The following is a 20,953-nucleotide window of genomic DNA, read 5'->3' on the forward strand; positions in this document are numbered from 1 at the left end:
TAAAGGGATCACCCACTGGGGAGTCAGTCATGCTGTCACATCGATCGAAGCTTGCCGTCCTGCTGTGCCTGGGACTGGCCACCGCCACTTGCGTGGCCGCGGACCAGACCAGCGTGGCGCAGCGTTTCCACGTGGACCTGGCGGTGGCCGGCACGGACGTGGCGTCCGGTCGCCTGCTGGTGTTCGCCGAGCCGGCCAAGGACGCTGAGGCCGGCGCCAAAAACGGCAAGGTGCAGGAGGTGGATCTCGATCCGCTCCAGCCCGACAAGGTCAACGTGGCGGCACGCGAAGTGAATCGTCTGGTGGCGGGGCAGGGTGTCGACATCGACGCCGACCAGCAGGCCTATCCGGCGGCCTTCAGCAAGTTGGCGCCCGGCGACTACTACGTGCAGGCCGTGCTCGACAGCAACCACAGCTACAACTACGGCGGCCGCGGCGAGGGCGATCTGGTCAGCGGCGTGGTGAAGGTGCATCTGCCGGCCACCGGCCTGCCGCCGATCAAGCTCGCTACGCGGTTGCCTGCCGCCGATCCGTGGGCGCTGTCGCCTTCGATCAATCCGGCCGCGCGCGAGGCGATGCCTGAAGCGCGCAAGCACGTGCAGACCATCGACTTCGTCAGTCCTGCGCTCAGCGCCTTCTGGGGCCGGCCGATCCATATGCGCGGCCTGGTGCTGCTGCCGCCCGGTTACGACGCCAAGGGCAGCGCGACCTATCCCGTGGTGTATTACACGCATGGTTTCGGCGGTGGCATGGATCATTTCGCCGGCGTCGTCGCCAATACCTGGCTGGCGATGTCCAACGGCCAGATGCCGCCGATGATCTGGGTGCTGCTGGACGAATCCCTGCCCACGGGCACGCACGAGTTCGTCGACTCGGTGAACAACGGGCCGTGGGGCAAGGCGCTCACCGAGGAGCTGATTCCGCAACTGGAATCGAGCTATCGCATGGACGCCAAGGTGTCCGGCCGCTTCCTCAACGGTCACTCGTCCGGCGGCTGGGCCACGCTGTGGCTGCAGACGCGCTATCCGAAAATTTTCGGTGGCACCTGGTCGACCTCGCCCGATCCGAGCGACTTCCATGACTTCACCGGCGTCGATCTGTATGCCACGCATGCCAACGTCTATCGCAACGCTGCAGGCGCCGCCTATCCGCTCGTCCGCGACCAGGGCAAGGTGATCGCCTCGTTCCAGCAGTACGCGCAGCTGGAGCGCGTGTTCGGCAGCTACGGCGGCCAGATGGCGTCGTTCGAATGGGTGTTCTCGCCGCGCGGCGCCGATGGCCGTCCGCTGGCGATGTTCGATCGCGATACCGGCGACGTCAACGCCAACGTGGTCGACTACTGGCGCGACCACTACGACATCGCCCATCGCCTGCAGGCCCAGTGGCCGCAGCTGGCGCCGGACCTGGACGGCAAGATCCACCTGATCGTGGGCACGGCCGACACCTTCTATCTGGATGGTTCGGCGCATCGTCTCAAGGCAGTGCTCGACGGACTGCATGCGCAGTCGGACATCCGCTTCCTGCCCAACAAGACGCACTTCGACCTGTACGCGGTCGGTGCGGATCGCACGGCCTTGCTCAAGCAGATTGCCTGGGAGATGTATGCGGTGGCGCGTCCGCAGTCGAACTTGAAGCGCGCGGCGGCTCCTTGAGGCCCTCGCGCCGAAAGAAAATGCTAGGCCTTACGCCATAGGCCGTTCGCGGGATCAGCGTCGATGTGATGGCCATCCTTTGTGATGGCCATCACATTGTCTCGATCCAGGTATCGAGAAATGAGCGCGGCCGAATCAGTTGCAAGAGCAATCTCACGCCATTCTGGATTTTCGCGCGTTTTCCCTGGTTTTTAAGGCCTAAAGGCCGTCCCCCCGCTCGCCGATATCCCTCACGCAATCGAGATAAACGCAGTCGATGCGTCTCAATAACGGGGGAGAAGGCGATGGGAAAAGAGACACCGGAGTTGCAGCTCGTGCCGCACGAGCTTCGCGCCGTCAGTGAAGCCTTGAATCGCGTGCAGGCAGTGATCGAGTTCGATCTGAAGGGTAAGGTGCTCCACGCCAACGACAACTTCCTCAAGGCGATGGGTTACACGCTTGAGGATATCCGCGGCCAGCACCATCGCATCTTCTGCGAGCCGGCCTACGCGGCCAGCGCCGAGTACAAGAAGTTCTGGGAGAGCCTCGGCAAGGGCGTGCTCGACCGCGGCGAGTACAAGCGCATCGGCGGCGACGGCCGTGAAGTGTGGATCAACGCCTCATACAACCCGGTGTTCGACGAAAACGGCAAGCCGTACAAGGTGATCAAGTTCGCCACGGACGTGACCGCCAATCGCCAGCAGAAGGCGGAATTCGAAGGCAAGGTCAACGCCATCGACAAGGCCCAGGCGATGATCGAGTTCGACCTGGGCGGCCACGTGCTCAGCGCGAACGATAATTTCCTCAAGGCGATGGGCTATGCACTGGAAGAAATCCAGGGCCACCATCACCGCATGTTCTGTGAGGATGCTTACACGGCCAGCCAGGCTTATGCGGACTTCTGGGCCAAGCTCAATCGCGGCGAATTCGACGCGGGCCGCTACAAGCGTCTGGGTAAGGGCGGACGGGTGATCTGGATCCAGGCCACCTACAATCCGATCTACGACGGCAACGGCCGGCTCAGCAAGGTGGTGAAGTTCGCCACCGACGTGACCGCGCAGGTGGAACTGGAAGAAAGCGTGAAGCTTCGCGCCGCCGAAGACCAGCGCAAAGTCGAGGCGCTGCTGAAGACGGTACGCCTGGCCGCGGAAGGCGACCTCACCGGCGAAGTGCGCGTCGAAGGCAGCGAACCCATCGATCAGCTCGCCGACGGCATCCAGCAGATGATGAGCGACCTGCGCAGCGTGATCGGCAAGGTGGTCGACAACGCCAGCGGCTTCTCCGGCAGCTCGCAGGAGATCGCCGGCCGCGCCAGCGGCGTGGCCAGTGGCGCGCAGCTGCTCGGCGCCACCGTGGAGGAAATGAACGCCTCGATCGAAGAACTCACCGCCTCGATCAATTCCATCGCCACCAACTCGCGCAGCGCCGACCAGCTCGCCAAGGACACCCACCAGGAAGCCGAACGCGGGGCCAAGGCGATCGCGCGCTCGATCGAGTCGATGGAACTGATCAACAAGTCCTCCGAAGACATCAGCGAGATCATCAAGGTGATCGGCGAGATCGCCAGCCAGACCAACCTGCTCGCCTTCAATGCCGCCATCGAAGCGGCGCGTGCGGGCGAGCACGGCCTGGGTTTCTCCGTGGTGGCGGACGAAGTGCGCAAGCTGGCGGAACGTTCCTCGCAGGCCACCAAGGAGATCTCCAAGCTGATCAACGAGTCGGTCAAGCGCGTGGCCCAGGGCAGCGAGATCTCCAAGCAGGCGGGCGAAGCCTTCGAGAAGATCGTCGCCGGCGTGGGCCGCACCACCCAGGCGATCTCCGAGATCTCCTGCGGCGCGGACGAGCAATTGGTGGCGGCGCGCGAAGTAAGCGCGGCGATCCAGCAGGTGGCCGAAGAAACCGAGAAGTCCGCCGCTGCCTGCGACACCATCGCCCGCTCCACCACCTCGCTTACCCAAGGGGCCGAGGAACTGAATCGGACGGTTCAGCGGTTCGTGGTTTGATGAACGCGCCGATGGAGATCGAGAGCGAGATCGACCTGGCCACCCAGCGCGCCTTGCTGGATAAAGTGCAGCGCCATACGGGCATCCATATGGCGGACCGCAAATGGACCTTGCTGCAGGGGCGCCTGCGCCGCCGCCTGCAGGCGCTGTCGCTCAACCGGTACCGCGACTATCTCGCGGTGCTGGATGCGCAGCCGGGCGAAGTGGCGGCCTTCATCAACCTGGTGACCACCAACGAGACCTCGTTCTTCCGCACGCCACGCATCTGGGACCAGCTCTGGCAGCAACTGCTACCGGCATGGTTCCGCGAGCATCGCGGCGCCACATTGCAGTTGTGGTCGGCGGCGGCGTCCACCGGCGAAGAGGCGTATTCGATGGCCATGATGTGCGAGGAATTTCGCGAGCATCATCCGGCCTTCAAGTACCAGATCCTCGCCACCGACATTGCCAGCCAGGTGCTGGCGGTGGGCAAGACGGGCTACTACCAGGGCAAGAGCATCGAAGGTCTCAAGCGCGCCAGGCCCGAGTGGTTCGCCAAGTATTTCCAGCCCAGCAGCGATGGCTATCTGGCCTCGCCCACACTGCGCTCGCATATCGTGTTCCGCGAGCATCACCTGCACAAACGCCTCGATGGCGCCGCCCGCTTCGACATCACCTTGCTGCGCAATGTCCTGATCTACTTCGACGAGGAAGGGCAGTGCAGCGTGCTGGAGAACGTGCGCCGCGCCATGTCGCCCGGCAGCGTGCTGATCATCGGCGAATCGGAATCGCTGACCCGGCTCAACGTCGGCTTCGACTTCGAGCAGCCGCTGATCTATCGCCGACAGGAACGCATGCATGCCTGAGGGGGAGGATATCCAGGTACGCATGTGCGAGGTGAGGATAGGCAGCGGCAACGACGTGCTGCGCGCGATCCTGGGCTCGTGCGTAGGCATCGGGCTGCTGTGGCGTCGCCGCGGCATCTACGGGATGGCGCACTGCCTGTTGCCGGAGTCGCCGCAGGAGTCGGCCGGCGAGGGCGCCAAGTACGTCACCGGCGCCGTGCCCACCTTGTTGTCGATGATGCAGCTCGATCGTGCCCGGCAGGACGAAGTGGAAGCCGTGATCGTCGGCGGCGCCTGCATGGTGCAGCACGTCAAGGCGCCGCGGCACGGCTTGATCGGCGAGCAGAACGCGCGCATGGCGCAGCAGCTGATCGGCCAGACCCGGATCAAGCTCGTGCACCTGGACGTGGGCGGCGAAAACGGCCGCCAGCTCGTGATCGATTGCGCGCAACACCACTACGTGGTCAAAACCATCGGCCGTACGACGTGAACCGGAGCCATGCCATGGACACATCCATCACTACACCGATGCGCCAGGAAGCCACCGAACTGTTCGGTTCGTTCCACCTGGGCGATACCGAACTCGTACTGCCGGTGACGGCGGTGCAGGAAGTGGTGACTTTTCCGGCCGTGGTCACCCAGGTGCCGCTGGCACCCAGCTATCTGCTTGGGTTGTTCAACCTTCGCGGTCGCCTGATACCCATCGTCGATCTGGGCCAGTTGTTGAAGCTGCCCGGGAACGGAACGCGCGCCGCGTCGAAGATCGCCATCGTGGAATTCCGCCAGGGACGCATCGGCCTGCTGTTCGACGCCACCGGCGAGATCCTGCGCGTGACGGGCGATCAGAAAGTGATCTTCAACGACGGCGATGGCAGGTCGCTGATAGGCGGTGCGCTCAAGCTCGATGGCGGCAACCGCATCCTGCAGATACTGAGCGTGGATGCGCTCCAGCAACTGCACGACATGCCGCTGCCCAGGGCAGACAGCGTCGCGTCCGAACCCGCGAGGCAGCGCGCGGCCATGGGGCAGCGTCGCCAGGGCGTGTCCTTCCGCGTCGGCGACACGCGCCTCGCCCTGCCGATGGGCGCCATCCACGAAATCATCCGCGTGCCCGAGCTGCTCAAGTCGGTGCTGGCCAGCGACTTGTGCATAGGCTTGCTCAACCTGCGTGGCAACACGGTGCCGGTGGTCGATTTCGCCCGTTTCCTTGGCTTGCCCGGCGCGACTGCGGCGACCGCGGCCTGCGACGATTTCGAGGATCCGCGCCGCATCGTGGTGATCCGCCAGCAGGCGATGGATGTCGGTCTGCTGGTGGACGATGTGGAGAGCATCGTCGGTTATCGCGACGAGGAGCTGCTGGCCATCCCTTCGTTCAATGCGGATCGGCCGCAGCTGTTCACCGGCTGCATCAGCCGCGAGGGCGCGCCGGACATCATCCTGATCGACGAGACGGCCCTGCTGGGCGATGCCGCCGTCGCCGACCTCACCCAAGGCCATCGCGAGTTGTACGCCCTCGCATCGGCGGCGGACCGCGGACAGGGCAAGCGTCGCGGTGGCGTGCGCGAAACCTATGTGACGTTCAAGCTCGACCAGCTGATGGGCATGCGCATCGACCAGCTGCGCGAGGTGATCGACTTTCCGCCGGACGTGATGCAACCGCCGGGCGCGCCGGACTATGTGCGCGGCATGCTCAATCTGCGCCGCAAGCTGATCACCATCATCGACCTGCGTGCGCTCTACGGCATGAAAGGCTATGCCGATCTGGACGGCGCCAAGGTACTGGTGGTGGAAAACGATGAGGAGAAGTTCGGCCTGATCGTGGATGCGATCGAGAACATCGTGACCATCGACGCGGCGGACAAGATCGGCGTGCCCGGCGTGCTGCGCAACCAGATCGACCAGGACTTGCGCAACGACATGCGCGAGGTGGTGGAGCTGCCTGATCACCGCACCCTGCTGCTGCTTGATGCAGCGCCGCTCAAGCAGCGACTGAGCAGCCGCATGGTGCATTGAGTTGAAGTGTTTGGATGTCCCTTGATCTGCGGTTATGGAGCAGGGGCTGGCCACGGACGGCTTCTTTTATTCGAACGGGATGGGTGATGCATCGCAGCACCCAAACCTAACGCTGCATCAACGCATGAACTTGCGTGGCGCAAGCGCACCGTTTTGCGAACGAATTCACCCATCGTGCATCGTTGCGAATCACATCATGGCGCCGCCGTGGAAACGTGCGCCAGGGGGCGCGCCAGATCCACGGCGCTACCCCTTGGAGAGTTCGCATGAAGAAGACCTTGTTCGCACTGATGCTTGGCGCCGTGATGGCCTCCACCACCGTTGCAGCCGCACCGTTTCAGTACGACGACCACCATGACCAGCACGATCAGGATCGCCACGACGATCATCATGATCAGGGTCACGACCGGGACCACGACCACGACCGCGGCTACGATCGCGACCACGATCGCCACGACTACGTGATCGTGCACGACCGCGGCAACCACGAAGGCTGGTATCACCGCGGCGGCCGCGTGCCCGAGGAGTACTACCACGACCGTCGCTACTACGTGGACTATCACTCCTATCACCTCGCTCCGCCGCCGCCGGAACACGTGTGGGTGCGCAGCGATACCGGCGATTTCCTGCTGGTGGCCGTGGCCACGGGCGTGATCGCCGACCTGGTCATCAATCATTGATGGTCGCGGACCGCATCGTGTGCATCGCGATGCGGTCCGTCGTCGTATGAAGTTGCGAAACAGCATCACGCCAGATGAACGCCATTTCCGGCAGCGTGATCAGGCGTCACGGGGCAGGCGCATATTGCTTGCGCAGGCGCCAGTGCGCTTGGGGAGCGTCATGCATCGACAGTGAAGCGGTCGATGTGGATGACGCCGGGACATGCCAGCCACGCCGGGCATTCGCCCATCAGGCAGGCGACATTCGCAGGAGGGATCGAAGATGAAATCGTATGGTCTGATCGCCGTTTTGTTCGCGGGTCTTCTGGCCGGGCCGGCCGTCTACGCCCAGCAGTCCGCCGCACCCGCCGGTTCGACCGGCCAGTGCAAGGATGGCAGCTACACCAACCACGCCACCAAGAAGGGTGCCTGCTCGGGCCATCAGGGCGTGAAGGAGTGGTACACCGCAGCAGCCACGGCAGCGCCGGCAGCTGCAGCAGCACCTGCAGCTGCACCTGCGCCGGCCAGCAACAGCATGGCGCCCAAGAGCACGGCGGCCGCGCCGGCAGCCGCCGCCAAGCCTGCAGGGCCGCAGCCGCCGGCCAATGCCGCGCCAGGTGGCGGTCCGGGCATGGTGTGGGTCAACGACAGCAGCAAGGTCTACCACTGCCAGGGCGACAAGTGGTACGGCAAGACCAAGTCGGGCTCGTACATGAGCGAGGCCGATGCGAAGGCCAAGGGTTATCACGGGGATCACGGCAAGGCTTGTACGCAGTAACTTGGCGTCACCTGAAAGAGGCCCGCGCATGCGGGCCTCTTCCGTTGGTGTTCAATCCAGCCGCTTGTGGAACAGGCGAATGGCCAGCGTGAGCATGACCGCAATGAACGCCAGCAGCGCGAGCGCGTCGTGCCACAGATCGCCCAGGTCGGCGCCGCGCAGCATGATGCCGCGAATCAGGCGCATGAAATGGGTCAGCGGCAAGGCCTCGGAAATCCACTGTGCGGGCAACGGCATGCCGGCATACGGAAACATGAAACCCGACAACAGGATCGACGGCAGGAAGACGAAGAACGTCATCTGCATCGCCTGGAACTGCGAGCGCGCACGCGTCGAAATCAACAGGCCCAACGAGAGATTGGCGAGGATCAGCAGGCCCGAAGCCAGGTAGACGTCCCACAGGCTGCCGCGGATGGGCACGCGAAACAGCCACACGCCCAGCAAGAGCACGACAGTGGTCTGCACCAGGCCGATCGCCGCGTACGGCAACACCTTGCCGATCATCAGCTCGGTACGGCTGACCGGTGTCGTGATCAGCAACTCCATATTGCCGCGCTCGGTTTCGCGCACGATGGCGACGGCGGTGAACAGCACCATCGTCATGGTGAGGATGACGCCGATCAGCCCCGGCACGATGTTGACCGGCGAGCGCCGTTCCGGATTGTAGAAACTCACCACGCTGATCGGCGTTTGCGCACGCGCGTGGAAATTGTCCGGCTGATTGAGCGGGTACAGCGCAAGCTGGGCGGCGGCGGACTGCACGACGTTGTCGCTGCCATCGACCATCACCTGGATCGCTTCGCGCCCATCGAGCTTGCGGCGCTCGAAATCCGGCGGCACGGCGAGGCCCACGCTGATGCGCCCCTCGCGCAGCAGGTCGACCAGTTGCTGAGGCGACTGCGCGCTGGCTTTCAGCTCGATCACGCCACTGGCCAGCATGTCCTGTACAGCGGCGCGCGATCCCGCCGTCTGGGCTTGATCCACCACTGCTGCGGGCAGATTGCGCAGGTTGAGATTGATGGCGTAGCCAAACAGCAGCAACTGCAGGATCGGCATGCCCATGATCATGGCGAGCGTGACGCGATCGCGCCGCATCTGGCGCAGCTCCTTGACCATGATGGCCCACAGCCGTCGCAGATTCACGCCGCTTGCTCCTCTGGTCGGGCGAGCTTGCGCGTGGCGGCGACGAAGACATCTTCGAGGTTGGGCGCGACGCTTTCGACATCCATGGCGGCATCGACTTCGCTCAGCGCATGGCGCAGGGTTTCCACGGTCACGTTGTCTTCGCGCATCAGCACGCGCAGCTCGTTGCCGATCTGGGCCACGCTCAGCACGTCGGGCCGCTCATCCAGCGCTGCCTTGGCCTGGCGAGGGGAGCTGGCGCGGATCACAAAGGTGCGCCCGCGCAGCGTATCGGTCAGTTCTTTGGGCGTACCGTCGGCCACCAGGTTGCCGGTGTCGAGGATCGCCAGGCGATGGCAGCGCTCGGCCTCATCCATGTAGTGCGTAGACACCAGGATGGTGGTGCCGGCATCGGCCAGCTCGAACAGCTTTTCCCAGAAGTCGCGGCGCGACTCGGGATCGACCGCGCTGGTCGGTTCGTCCAGGAACAGCAGCTCGGGCTTGTGCACGATGGCGCCGGCCAGCGCGAGTCGCTGCTTCTGCCCACCGCTCATGGTGCCGGCCAATTGCTGCTGACGATCGTCCAGTCGATAGCGCTGCAGCAGTTCGTCCACGCGTGCACGCGTCGCATGGCGTGACATGCCCTGCACGGTGGCGAGGAATTCCAGGTTCTGGCGCACCGACAAATCGTCGAACAGGGAGAACTTCTGCGTCATATAGCCGATGCGCCGCTTCAAGGCCTCGGCCTGTTCGGGTATGCGCAAACCCAGCACGTCGATCTCGCCTTCGCTGGGCGTCAGCAGTCCGCACAGCATGCGTATCGTGGTGGATTTGCCCGAGCCGTTGGGACCCAGGAAGCCATACACGCAGGCGCGCGGCACGTCCAGGTTGACGCTGTTCACCGCCACCAGCGCGCCGAAGCGCTTGGTCAGTCCCTGCGCATGGATGGCGTTGTCAGTCATGGCTGGACTTGCCTGGGAACGCCACGGCGACGGGGAAACCCTGGGGAAGATCGCGGGCATCGGTGCCCAGGGCAATCTCCGCCAGATAGCTCAGTCGCGTCGCGTCGTCGCCACTCAGTGCGTAGTACGGCGTAAAGGTGGGCTCGCTGCGGATCATGCGCACCGTGCCATGGAATTCGCGCTTGCCGTCGTGCAGTTTGACGATTGCCTGATCGCCCACCTTGATCGATGGACGCAGCGCCGAGGGCACGTAGACGCGCGCATACGGCGTATCGCTGGCGAGCAGGATGACCAGTGGTGTGCCGGGCTGGGCCTGGTCGCCCAACTTGTAGGGCAGGCTGTCCACGCGCACATCGCGCGGGGCGGTCAGGTCGAGCTTGTCCAGGTCCACCGCGCGCGAGGCGGCAGTAGCGGTGGCCGCGGCCACCGCGGCGCGTGCCTGGGCGACGTCTTCCACGCGCGATCCGTTGACCAGCTGATCGAGCGCCGCACGATCGGCCGCGACGGCAGCATCGGCATTGCCTGCCGAAGCTTTCGCGCGGTCAAGATCCGCCGCGGAGATGAATTGCTGCGTGCCCAGTGCCGACAGCCGCTGGTAGTAGGCATTGGCGTCGCGGGACTGCGCCTGTGCGCCCGCCAGGTTCGCGCGCGCCTGGCGAATCAGCTCTTCACGTGGACCGCGCTGCAGCTCCAGCAAGGCCTGCTGCTGTTGCTGCAGGTCGGCGCGTGCGGAGTTCAGCGCGGCCTGCGTACGCGTGGTTTCAAGCTGCATGATGCGCGTACCGGCGGGCACGTACTGGCCTTCGCGTACGTCGATTTTCACGATGTGCTCGGCGGCAGGCGCCGGCAGCGTGATGCGGTCGAATTCCACCGTGCCCAGCGTCTGCGGCGGCGAGCCTTCGCAGCCAGCAAGCAGCAGCGAAGCGAGCAGGGTGGCGAGCAGACGATGATGGTTCTTCATGGGTCCACTCCCATGCCATGTTCGAGCAGCGCGATCGCGTGGCGGACCAGCACTTCAGTGCCCAGGTCGGCCTGGAACATCTGCCGCCATATCGGCGCGCTGGCCGCCGGGAACAGGGTCAGGCCGATCAGGGATACGACCATCAGGCGCGGATCGAGCGAGGCATGGATCTGTCCGCGTTGCTGCGCCTGGGCAAAACGGCGGGCCAGCATCTGTGGCAGTTCGGGCCCGATGCGTGCAAGCAGGAGTTCGCGCAGGGCGCCGCCTTCGCACAGCACTTCGCGCACCCACAACGAGGGGAACCACGGGTAGGCCTCGACCAGGCCGAGCACGCCATGCACGAATTGCCTGGCCATGGCGTGCACGTCATCGCCCGCCGTGCTCAGCATTTCCCGCAGGCTCATGACCGCCGGCAGCAGGCGTTCCTCGAACACGGCGTTCTGCAGGGAAGGTTTGCTGCCGAAGTAGTAGTTGAGCATGGCGGGCGTCACGCCGGCTTCCTTGGCGATGCTGCGCAACGAGGTCGCGGCGATGCCATCGCGCACGAAGCAGGCGAGGGCCGCCTCGATCAGGCTGGCACGCAAATCGGGGCTGTCCGTGGTGGGGCGGCCCGGAGTGCGGCGGCCGGCGAACTTCGGAGGACTGGGCTTGGTCGTCATGTCCATCAATTAATCATAGCTTTAATTAATTTTCAAGTGGCTGGAAGATATAGGTATTTCCAAACAAGAAAGGCCGGCATAAGCCGGCCTTTGGGAGCGGGGTGAGCGGCCGATCAGCCGTTGGGCACCACCGGCAAACTGATCGAGCTGGCCGTGCCCGGCGTATGCCACACGCGCTGCGTGGCTTTGCGGTAATCGGCCGGCTTCGCATCGAAAATATTCGGCACGAAGGTCTGCGGATTGCGGTCGTACAACGGGAACAGGCTCGACTGCACCTGCACCATGATGCGGTGGCCGGGCTGGAACACGTGGTTGGTGGTGGGCAGGCCGAACGCGTACAGCAGCGGCTGGTCGGGCGTGAGCGCCTGCGGATGTTCGAAGCTGGTGCGGTAGCGGCCGCGGAAGATATCCAGCGACACAGCCAGTTCATAGCCGCCCATGTCCGGGTTGGAAGGCACGGTATCCGGGTACACGTCGATCAGCTTCACCACCCAGTCGCTGTCGGTGCCGCTGGTGGAGGCATACAGGTTCACCTGCGGCGCGCCGCCGATATGCAGCGGCGCGGTCAGCGGTTCGCTCACGTAGGTCAGCACGTCCGGACGTCCATCCACGAAACGCTGGTCGCTGACCAGCCAGCGCGTCCAGGCGTCGTGATCGGCGAAATGCACCGGACGCGGCTGGTAAGGCACGGGCTTGGCCGGGTCGGAGGTGTATTCGTCGTACTTCGCCGCATCGGCCGCGGGCGCATTGAACGATAGCGAGCCGTTGCTGCCCAGATACAGCGACTTGGGTTTGTTGCTGCAACCCTTGTCGCAGCTGAGCGGCCACGACTTGTAGCGGTCCCAATGGTTTTCGCCGGTGTTGTAGATCAGCACCGGCGGCGTGTTCGCCTTCGGGGCTCCGCTCACCAGGTATTGATCGAAGAACGGCTTGAGCACATCGCGGCGGAACTGCAGGGCGGTGTCGCCATCCCATTGCAGCGGACCGAGCGAGCGGCCGTCGTAGTTCACCTGGCTATGCCGCCACGGACCCATTACCAGGAAGTTCTTGTCGTTGCCCTTGTCCTTGCCTTCGGTGGCGGCGTAGCTGTGGATCGCACCCCACATGTCTTCCTGGTCCCACAGACCCTGCAGCCACATGGTGGGCACGGCGAGCGGCTGCTCGGCCATGATCTTGTCCAGCGCCTGACCCTGCCAGAAGGCGTCGTACGCCGGGTGTTCGTCGAGCTTGCGCCAGAACGGCAGCTGCTCCAGGCCATTGGCCCGCGCGTAATCGCCGGCGGAACCCGCGTTGAGGAAATTGCTGTAGTCGTCGTAGCCCACGCGTGGCACGCCGCCTTTCTTGCCGTCCTTCTTGCCGGTCTGGCCGTAGATGTAGTCGAAGTTGGTCTGGCGGTACGCGCCGTAGTGGAACCAGTCGTCGCCCATCCAGCCATCGACCATGGGGCTTTCCGGCGCGGCCACCTTGAGCGCCGGATGCGGATGGATCAGCGCCATCACCACGGTGAAGCCTTCATAGGAGGAGCCGAGCATGCCGACGCGGCCGTTCGACTCGGGCAGGTTCTTCACCAGCCAGTCGATGGTGTCGTAGGCGTCGGTGGAATGATCCACGTCGCTGGAGTTGAGCGGGCCACGCAGCGGGCGCGTCATCACGTAGTCGCCTTCGGAGCCGTACTTGCCGCGCACGTCCTGGAATACGCGGATATAGCCACCGTGCACGAACACTTCGTCACCCTGCGGCAGCGTGGCGTCCATATGCGGGGAAGTGAAACGCTCGGCGCGACCACTCGCGTCGTACGGGGTGCGCGTGAGGAGAATCGGTGCATTGTGCGCGCCCTTGGGCACCACGATCACCGTGTGCAGCTTCACGCCGTCGCGCATCGGGATCATCACGTCGCGCTTCACGTAGTCGTAGCCGGCGGTGTCGGCGATGAAGGCCTTGGACGTGATATCCGGCGTGAGCGGCGTCGTTTGCGCGTGGACCAACGTGGCGCCGGCAGCGGCGAGAGCGACGGCGAGCATGGTACGGCGGATATGCATGAATCCTCCAGGCGAACAGCTGGCGACAGCTGTTCCGGCATAGTGAGTGGATGGGGCCCCAGGGGGACTGTAAGCGAGTAGCACCCAGGCTCCCACCATGACTTCCTGCCTATACGATGCCCAATGGCGCAAGAATGGGAACGCTGCCGCCGCAGGCGCCGACCACACTGTGCCCACTCCCAGAGGAAGCCCAGTCATGAAAACCCATACGCGTCAGGACTATCTGCAACGCATCGATCGCGTGGTCGCCATGCTCCAGTCGGCGGTGGCCCAGGGCGAAGCGCTGCCCGAGCTGGCGCAACTGGCGGCCGCGGCCCATCTTTCGCCGTTCCATTTTCATCGGATCTACCGTGCGCTCGCCGGCGAGACGATCGGCCAGACCGTGGCGCGCCTGCGCTGGCTGCGCGCCTTGCAGCTCTTGGCCGAGCCCGCCGAGCGCGTCACCGAGACAGCGCTGGCGGTGGGTTACGAAACACCGCAGGCCTTTGCACGCGCGTTCCGGCAGGCCTTCGATGCCACGCCCAGCGAATTGCGCGGGCAGCAGGGACGACTGCACGAAGCGATGCAGCGTCTTCGTCGCCCCGCCACGCAGGAAGCGGTCGAGCAGGCCTTCGAGGTCGAAGTCGTCTCGGTCGAGCCTTTCCGCGTCGTGGCCACGCGATATGAAGGCGCGCATCGCGAACTGGATCAGGCCTATGGACGTCTATTCGCCTGGGCCGCCGAGCGTGCGTTGCTGGAGCGTCTGACCGGCATCTACGGGATTGCCCACGACGGCGGCCCGGACGCGCGGTTCGACCACGGCAGCTTCGATTGTGCGCTGGCCTTCGAGGGGAACGAGGTGCTGGGCGACTCGGAAACCCAGCCGCTGCAACTGGGCGGCGGCCTGTGGGCGCGCTGGCGCCACGTGGGCTCCTACGATGCACTGGGCGGGTTGACCGATCGCCTGATCGGCCACTGGTTGCCCGATAGCGGCTACGTGCTGCGCGATGAAGATCCGTACCGGCATTTTCTCGACGATCCCGAGGAAGTGCCGGAAGCCGCCTTGCGTGCGGACGTCTATTTGCCGGTCGCGCGCTGCTGAGCCGGCGCGTGGATCATCCGGCAGCCTCGGCCCACGGGTCGTAGCTGCCGAACCACCACAGGTGGCCTTCCAGGTCGCGGCAGCCGTAACCGGCGCCACCGTATTCCTTCTCGGCGTACTCGTCGACGATGATGGCGCCGGCGGCTTTGGCCTGTTCGTAGTGCGCCTTGCAGTCCTTGACGATCACGCACGGGCATTGCGTCTCGCGCCCGTCGACCTGGTCGGGCTGCACCATGCGGCGGCCAAACTCGTTGTCGTTGACCGAGCCAAGCATCAGCATGCCGTTGCCATAGGTCAGCTGCGCATGGGCCACGCCGCCCTGGTCATCCTCGTAGACGGCCTGCTGGTGGAAACCGAACGCCTTGCACAACCAATCGATGGCGGCGTGTGCATCGCGATAGCGCAAGCAGGGAATGATGGTGCTGCCGGCGGCGTGCGGGGTGCTCATGGGCGTGCTCCGTGACAGGGATGGGCCGAGCGTACCCCGTCGGGCGGCCATGTCTTGTCGATTTTCCGAGTGACGCTCAGGCGCTGCGGTCGTTCTCCACCGCACGGGGCCAGCTGCGGCGCACGCCTTCCAGTTTCTCGTCCAGGCGGGCGCGGTTGCGGCCGGCCAGCTTGGCGCGGTACATGGCCAGATCCGAGCGCTCCACCAGGGTGTCGACCGTGTCCTCGTGCGTGCGCATGGCGATGCCGATACTCACGCTGAGCACCAGGCCAGTCTGGTTCACCGGAATCTCCAGGCGATAGACGCGACGGCACAGGCGTGTGGCCACCTGCATGGCCTGGTTCTGTTCCACACCGAACAGCATGGCGACGAATTCTTCGCCGCCATAGCGCCCCAACAGGTCGTGCGGGCGCAATTCGCTGCGCAAGGCGTCGGCCACGGCGACCAGGGCGCGGTCGCCGGCTGCATGGCCCTGGCGATCGTTGAGCATCTTGAAGTGATCCAGGTCGAGGAAGAGCAGGGCGATCGGTTGCGCGCCGCAATTGCCCAATACTTTTTGCATGCTCTCCGTCCACGCGCGGCGGTTGAGCACATTGGTGAGCGCGTCGTTATCGGCCAGCTCCTGCACCATATGGCGGTCGCGCCGCATCATCAGGGCGCGATCGGCGAGGCCCAAGGACAGCACGATGGCTTCGAAGGCACCGGCGGCAAGGCAGGCATCGCCCAGCCAGGGGATATCCGACAGCACGCCCGTCATCTGCGAGCTGTACAGCGCGGTAAGCGCGAGCAGCGGCGTCCAGCCGACCAGGAAGAACCAGGCCGGGCGCGAGCCCTGTATGGCGGCCACCACGGTGGCGCTGAGCAGCAACAGCGTGCCGATCACCAGCAAGGGCGTTACCAGCACCTGGGCGGTTTGCTGCAGCACCGCGACCTGGCTGTTGTCCAGCAGCACCACCAGCGGCATGCCTACGGCCAGCGCCACGGTCGGCGTTTGCAGGATCGCCGCATAGCGCGGCAACTCGCAGAAGCGCGAGACGAACATGGCCGCAAAGGCGAGCGACAAGGCCATCGCCGACGAAGCGATCATCGGCGCCGCGCCGGCCAGCCAGGTCAGCTCCAGCGGATGGAACAGGTAACCCGTCTGCATGCCCTGGATCAACGCATAGCAGAGCACGTAGCCGGCATACCAGGCGAACGTGCTGTCGCGAAGCATTAGTGCGAGGCAAAGCGCCATCAGCGACATGGCCACCATCACGGCGAAACAGGCGCTGGCAAAGGCCAGCCATTGCGCATCGGTCTGCAGGTATTCGTTCCACGGCTGTAGATGAAAACTGGCCACGGCATGGTTGACCGTGCCCGGTTCGATTTTCAGCAGGATGGGCGCCGAGGCCGGCATGTCCGCGGTGATGCGGTAGGCCAGGCGGCCGTTGCCGTGCGCGCTGGCAAGAAAATCGTCGAGGGACATCGTCAAGGTGCTGCCGTCGGTATTGAACAGCGTCACCGGCGCCATCGGCGGCGGGTACACGGACAGCACCCGTTCCTCGCTGACCAACGGTGGCTGCGGCTGCAGCACCACCCAGGTGCCCAGCCCGCGACGGGAGAAGCGTTGCAGCAGGTTAGGATCGAAGCTGGCGAACTCGCCCCGATGGTAGGCGTCCAGCACCGACTGCGGCGTGTCGCCGGGCATGACTTCCCGCGCGGCGCCCGTCAGGGCGGTCGCGGCATGCACCGAGCAGGCGAACAACAGCAGGGCGAGGATGCCCAGCATCCGCCCGTAGCGACGCGTCGCGATGGTCGCGAGTGGCCCAACCATGTACCGGTCCCCCTTCTTCGCGCACTCCGTGGTTGGGAGTGGCGCGCAGCTTTACGGCCGATCCGGTCAATCCTGTGGGCGGAAACCCGCGTTACCGGTGGCGCGGGCAGGGCATCGTCCATGCGATTTGCGGAGGCCGCCATGGCTGGCGGTGCCTCGTTGGACCCCGTCGCGCCGAAGCCGATAGGGCAGTATGGAAGGCTATAAGTCCATCATGCCACAAGGCCACAGCGACCGTGTGACAAGGTTTATCACGAGGGTTTCACCGGCTGCGATGCCATGCTCTATGTCTTTCGGCGACTTCCATTTCCATTCTCTGGGAGCTAGGGCATGAGCAACGACAAGATTCGCGTGGCGGTTCTGGTGGGCAGCCTGCGCAAGGATTCCTTCAACCTGAAGCTGGCGCGCGCCGTGGAGCAGCTCGCTCCGCCGGAGCTGAGCTTCGAGCACATCCGCATCGACAACCTGCCGCTGTACAACCAGGACTTCGATGACGATTACCCCGCTGAAGGCAAGCGTCTCAAGCAGGAGATCGGCGCCGCCGACGCGCTGCTGTTCGTGACCGCGGAATACAACCGCTCGATTCCCGGCGTGCTCAAGAACGCCATCGACATCGCGTCGCGCCCGTGGGGGACCAATTCATTCGCGGGCAAGCCGGCGGCGGTGATCGGCGTCTCGGTGGGCGCCCAGGGCGGTGCGATGGCGCAACAGCATCTGCGCAACGTGCTGGCCTATCTCGACGTGCCCACGCTGGCCCAGCCCGAGGTGTTCATCCATGCCAAGGACGGCTTGTTCGCCGAAGACGGTTCGATCGCCAACGAGGGCACGCGGAAATTCCTGCAGGGTTTCGTCGATCGCTATGTCGCCTGGATAAAGCGTCACCGCTAGGTCCTGTCCGATTCCTGAGGGCCAAACGAACTGCGCCGCCCCTGCCAGAACAAGGGCGGCGCAGCCGGCGCAGGCGCACCTCGAGAGGTGGCCGGTAGCAGGGGATCGACCGATACCGACCGCGAGGGACCTTATGCTCGTCGGGATCAGTGCGTCCCGGTGGTTCCGCTGGTGCCGCCGCCGCCGCTGCCGCTGGCCGGGTCATGATGGCCATCGCCGCCGCCGTTCAAGGCGCCAGCAATCACTGCCGCACCAATCACGCCTGCGCCGACATACAGCGGCGTGAGATTGCCCGTGGCTGCCTCCGAGGCAGTCGCCGCGCCGGCGCAATGGGCGCCGCTCTCATCGGTCAGGCAGGGAACCCGGGCGGTTGTATTCCCATTCCGATCCTGGCCGCCCTGAGGCTGACTCTGGGCGTAGGCGTGTGCGACCAAGGTGGTCAAGACAATGGCGACGATGAATTTGCGCATGGAGGGCTCCGGTGGCCGGCCGGAATGGCCGATGGATATCGGAACCACCATACGAATCCGCGGCCTGCCGCGAAGTAAGCGAAGACTTGTCAGTGATGACAGTGAACTACTTCGATTGCTGCGCGGCTTAAGTCGCCACCTTGGCGGTTAGGCCTACACGACGTTGCGGAGCAGCATCCCCGCAACTCACATATCCGCACTGGCCCCCGAGCCGCAGATCTTCTCCAGCAACTGCGTCTGCACGTTTCGCGGCGTCTGGCTCGCACCCGGGCGGCTGCGCGAATAGCGCCCGTCCGGATGCAGCACCCAGGTGCTGGAATTGTCGGAGAGGTAGAGCTCCAACTCCTTCTTCAGGCGACTCTGCAGTTTCTTGCCTTCGACCGGGAAGCCGGTTTCCACACGGCGATCCAGGTTGCGTTCCATCAGATCGGCGCTGGCCAGATAGAACTTCTCATCGCCGCCATTGAGGAACCAGTACACGCGGCTGTGCTCCAGGAAACGCCCCACGATGGAACGTACGCGGATATTGTGCGAGATGCCCGGCACACCCGGACGCAGGCAGCACATGCCGCGCACGATCAGGTCGATCCTCACGCCGGCGATGCTGGCCTTGTAGAGCGCCCGGATCATCTTGGCATCGGTGACTGCGTTGACCTTGATGATGATCTGCGCCGGCTTGCCCGCCGCCGCATGCGCGGTTTCGCGCGCGATCAATTCCAGCAGCGTCTTCTTCAGCGTGAACGGCGCATGCAGCAGCTTCTTCATCTGCAGCAGCTTGCCCATGCCGGTGAGCTGGCTGAACAGCTTGTGCACGTCCTCGCACAGCGCCTGGTCGGAGGTGAGCAGGCTGTAGTCGGTGTAAAGGCGTGCGTTGCCGGTGTGATAGTTGCCGGTGCCCAGATGGGCGTAACGCACCAGTTCCTCACCTTCGCGACGCTGGATCAGCATCAGCTTGGCATGCGTCTTCACGCCGACCACGCCGTAGATGACCATGGCGCCGGCCTGTTGCAGACGCGACGCCAGCGTGAGATTGGACTCCTCATCGAAGCGCGCACGCAGCTCGATCACCACGGTGACTTCCTTGCCCGAACGCGCCGCATCCACCAGCGCGTCGACAATCTCGGAGTTCGCACCGCTGCGGTACAGCGTCTGCTTGATCGCCAGCACGCTCGGGTCTTTCGCCGCCTGATGCAGCAGATCCACCACCGGCGCAAACGACTCGTAGGGATGCAACAGCAACACATCCTGCCGACCCACGACCTGGAACAGGTCCTCGGCCTTCTTCAATGCCTTGGGGATGGACGGGGTGAACGTGGGGTATTGCAGTTCCGGCCGCAGCGTCTTGGTGATGAGGCCGAACAGGCGGGCCAGGTTTACCGGGCCATTGACCTCGTACATCTCGGCGGCAGTCAGGCCGAATTGACGCAGCAGATAATCCGTCAGTTCGCTCGGGCAGTTGTCCGCCACTTCCAGCCGCACGGCATCGCCAAAGCGGCGCGAATACAGTTCGCCGCGCAATGCGCGGGCGAGGTCTTCGACGTCTTCGGGGTCGATGGTGAGGTCGGCATTGCGAGTCAGGCGAAACTGGTAGCAACCGCGCACGGACATGCCGGGGAACAGTTCCTCGGTGTGCGCATGAATGATCGACGACAACAGCACGAAGTTCTCACCACCTTCGCTGACGTCGTCGGGCAGCCTGATCAGGCGCGGCAATACACGCGGTGCCGGCACGATGGCCAGGCCCGAATCGCGGCCGAACGCATCGGTCCCTTCCAGCTGCACGATGAAGTTGAGGCTCTTGTTCACCAACAGCGGGAACGGATGCGTGGGATCGAGTCCGATCGGCGTCACCAACGGCGCGACTTCGTGGCGGAAGTAACGGCGCACCCACATCTTCTGCTTGTGCGACCACTCGTTGCGGCGAACGATGCGAATGCCGTTGCGCGCCAGCTCCGGCAGGATGTTGTCGTTGAGGATCGCGTATTGCCGCTCGATCTGCTTATGCGTGATCTCGCTGATCTCGGCCAGCGCCTTGCGCGGCGCCACGCCGTCGGAGCCGACGATTTCGTGGTCGAAGGCGATCTGGCTCTTCAAGCCCGCCACGCGGATCTCGAAAAACTCATCCATGTTGCTGGAGAAGATCAGCAGGAACTTCAGTCGCTCCAGGATGGGCTTGCTTTCATCCAGCGCCTGCTCGAGCACGCGGATGTTGAACTGCAGTTGCGACAGTTCGCGATTGATATACAGGGCGGGATCATTCAAATCCGGCGCAGCGCTGGCGGCGGGCGCCTGGACGGGGGCGGCAGGCACCTGTTCGGTGATGGCGGCGTCGCGCTCTGCACTGGTTCGGACGACATCGGTACTCATCGGTTCACCGTTCGATGGGCGGGCGCGAGCGGGCTGCGCAATCCGCGAATGGAAAGCATGGTAAGCCGCCAATTGCGACCGGGCCATGGCAGGAAAGCGCGGAATGCGCTGTCATATGACCGACATATTGCCCATCGCATCTGACGAACCTGTGACAGTGCATAGTCGGATGTTATGGAGCCGTGATGCCCACGACCCTCTGCTCTTGTGGGAGCGCACCCTGTGCGCGACGGGC

18 protein-coding genes are annotated in these 20,953 nt (G+C 64.5%); 9 read left to right on the top strand and 9 right to left on the bottom strand.

What is annotated here, in order from left to right; genetic code table 11:
- Positions 1-29 precede the first annotated feature (29 nt).
- From Y882_RS01275 to Y882_RS01305, 7 genes are all read left to right on the top strand, one after another.
- On the top strand, positions 30-1,652 hold the full coding sequence (locus Y882_RS01275; RefSeq protein WP_046970063.1) for an alpha/beta hydrolase: 1,623 nt from the start codon (positions 30-32) through the stop codon (positions 1,650-1,652).
- Positions 1,653-1,936: 284 nt separating this feature from the next.
- Positions 1,937-3,634: a methyl-accepting chemotaxis protein gene (locus tag Y882_RS01280; RefSeq protein ID WP_046970064.1), complete on the top strand. Its 1,698-nt coding sequence runs from the start codon at positions 1,937-1,939 to the stop codon at positions 3,632-3,634.
- A complete protein-coding gene (locus Y882_RS01285; protein WP_244466150.1) occupies positions 3,634-4,479 on the top strand; it encodes a CheR family methyltransferase in 846 nt (281 codons plus the stop codon). Before Y882_RS01280 ends, Y882_RS01285 begins: the two co-directional genes overlap by 1 nt.
- Complete coding sequence (locus Y882_RS01290) at positions 4,472-4,948, top strand: chemotaxis protein CheD (protein WP_046970065.1); 477 nt, start codon at positions 4,472-4,474, stop codon at positions 4,946-4,948. The genes Y882_RS01285 and Y882_RS01290 overlap by 8 nt, the downstream gene beginning before the upstream one ends.
- Before the next feature lie 14 nt (positions 4,949-4,962).
- A complete protein-coding gene (locus tag Y882_RS01295) occupies positions 4,963-6,471 on the top strand; it encodes a chemotaxis protein CheW (RefSeq protein WP_082120888.1) in 1,509 nt (502 codons plus the stop codon).
- Between the two features lie 266 nt (positions 6,472-6,737).
- Entirely contained in the window at positions 6,738-7,151 is a 414-nt protein-coding gene (locus tag Y882_RS01300) for an RcnB family protein (protein WP_046970067.1), read from the top strand.
- 262 nt (positions 7,152-7,413) lie between these two features.
- Positions 7,414-7,908, top strand: a complete 495-nt coding sequence (locus tag Y882_RS01305) for a DUF3761 domain-containing protein (protein WP_046970068.1) — start codon at positions 7,414-7,416, stop codon at positions 7,906-7,908.
- 51 nt (positions 7,909-7,959) lie between these two features.
- On the opposite strand, the gene Y882_RS01310 is transcribed toward Y882_RS01305, so the two are convergent.
- The 5 genes from Y882_RS01310 to Y882_RS01330 all read right to left on the bottom strand — a co-directional run bounded on the left by Y882_RS01310 (position 7,960) and on the right by Y882_RS01330 (position 13,651).
- Positions 7,960-9,051, bottom strand: coding sequence for an ABC transporter permease (locus Y882_RS01310; protein ID WP_046970069.1), 1,092 nt, complete (start codon positions 9,049-9,051; stop codon positions 7,960-7,962).
- On the bottom strand, positions 9,048-9,977 hold the full coding sequence (locus Y882_RS01315; RefSeq protein WP_046970179.1) for an ABC transporter ATP-binding protein: 930 nt from the start codon (positions 9,975-9,977) through the stop codon (positions 9,048-9,050). Before Y882_RS01315 ends, Y882_RS01310 begins: the two co-directional genes overlap by 4 nt.
- 7 nt (positions 9,978-9,984) lie before the next feature.
- Positions 9,985-10,953: an HlyD family secretion protein gene (locus Y882_RS01320; RefSeq protein ID WP_046970070.1), complete on the bottom strand. Its 969-nt coding sequence runs from the start codon at positions 10,951-10,953 to the stop codon at positions 9,985-9,987.
- The gene (locus Y882_RS01325) at positions 10,950-11,618 is read right to left on the bottom strand and encodes a TetR/AcrR family transcriptional regulator (RefSeq protein WP_244466152.1); all 669 of its coding nucleotides are present in this window, start codon (positions 11,616-11,618) and stop codon (positions 10,950-10,952) included. Before Y882_RS01325 ends, Y882_RS01320 begins: the two co-directional genes overlap by 4 nt.
- A gap of 107 nt (positions 11,619-11,725) precedes the next feature.
- Positions 11,726-13,651, bottom strand: a complete 1,926-nt coding sequence (locus Y882_RS01330) for a CocE/NonD family hydrolase (RefSeq protein ID WP_046970071.1) — start codon at positions 13,649-13,651, stop codon at positions 11,726-11,728.
- A gap of 196 nt (positions 13,652-13,847) precedes the next feature.
- On the opposite strand from Y882_RS01330, the gene Y882_RS01335 reads away from it, so the two are divergent.
- Positions 13,848-14,732: an AraC family transcriptional regulator gene (locus tag Y882_RS01335; RefSeq protein ID WP_052949573.1), complete on the top strand. Its 885-nt coding sequence runs from the start codon at positions 13,848-13,850 to the stop codon at positions 14,730-14,732.
- Positions 14,733-14,745: 13 nt separating this feature from the next.
- Here the strand turns inward: Y882_RS01335 and Y882_RS01340 are convergent, their stop codons facing one another.
- Together Y882_RS01340 and Y882_RS01345 are read right to left on the bottom strand one after the other, a co-directional pair.
- Positions 14,746-15,180 (bottom strand): VOC family protein, encoded by a 435-nt coding sequence (locus Y882_RS01340; RefSeq protein ID WP_046970072.1) that lies wholly within the window; start codon positions 15,178-15,180, stop codon positions 14,746-14,748.
- Between the two features lie 76 nt (positions 15,181-15,256).
- Positions 15,257-16,993, bottom strand: coding sequence for a GGDEF domain-containing protein (locus tag Y882_RS01345; RefSeq protein WP_052949575.1), 1,737 nt, complete (start codon positions 16,991-16,993; stop codon positions 15,257-15,259).
- Between the two features lie 330 nt (positions 16,994-17,323).
- On the opposite strand from Y882_RS01345, the gene Y882_RS01350 reads away from it, so the two are divergent.
- Positions 17,324-17,881 (top strand): NADPH-dependent FMN reductase, encoded by a 558-nt coding sequence (locus tag Y882_RS01350; protein WP_046970074.1) that lies wholly within the window; start codon positions 17,324-17,326, stop codon positions 17,879-17,881.
- A gap of 146 nt (positions 17,882-18,027) precedes the next feature.
- Here the strand turns inward: Y882_RS01350 and Y882_RS01355 are convergent, their stop codons facing one another.
- Entirely contained in the window at positions 18,028-18,351 is a 324-nt protein-coding gene (locus Y882_RS01355) for a hypothetical protein (RefSeq protein WP_046970075.1), read from the bottom strand.
- Positions 18,352-18,537: 186 nt separating this feature from the next.
- Positions 18,538-20,718 (bottom strand): polyphosphate kinase 1, encoded by a 2,181-nt coding sequence (gene ppk1, locus Y882_RS01360; RefSeq protein ID WP_046970076.1) that lies wholly within the window; start codon positions 20,716-20,718, stop codon positions 18,538-18,540.
- Positions 20,719-20,953: the final 235 nt, after the last annotated feature.

The organism is Dyella japonica DSM 16301 (genome assembly GCF_001010355.1).
GTDB lineage: Bacteria > Pseudomonadota > Gammaproteobacteria > Xanthomonadales > Rhodanobacteraceae > Dyella > Dyella japonica.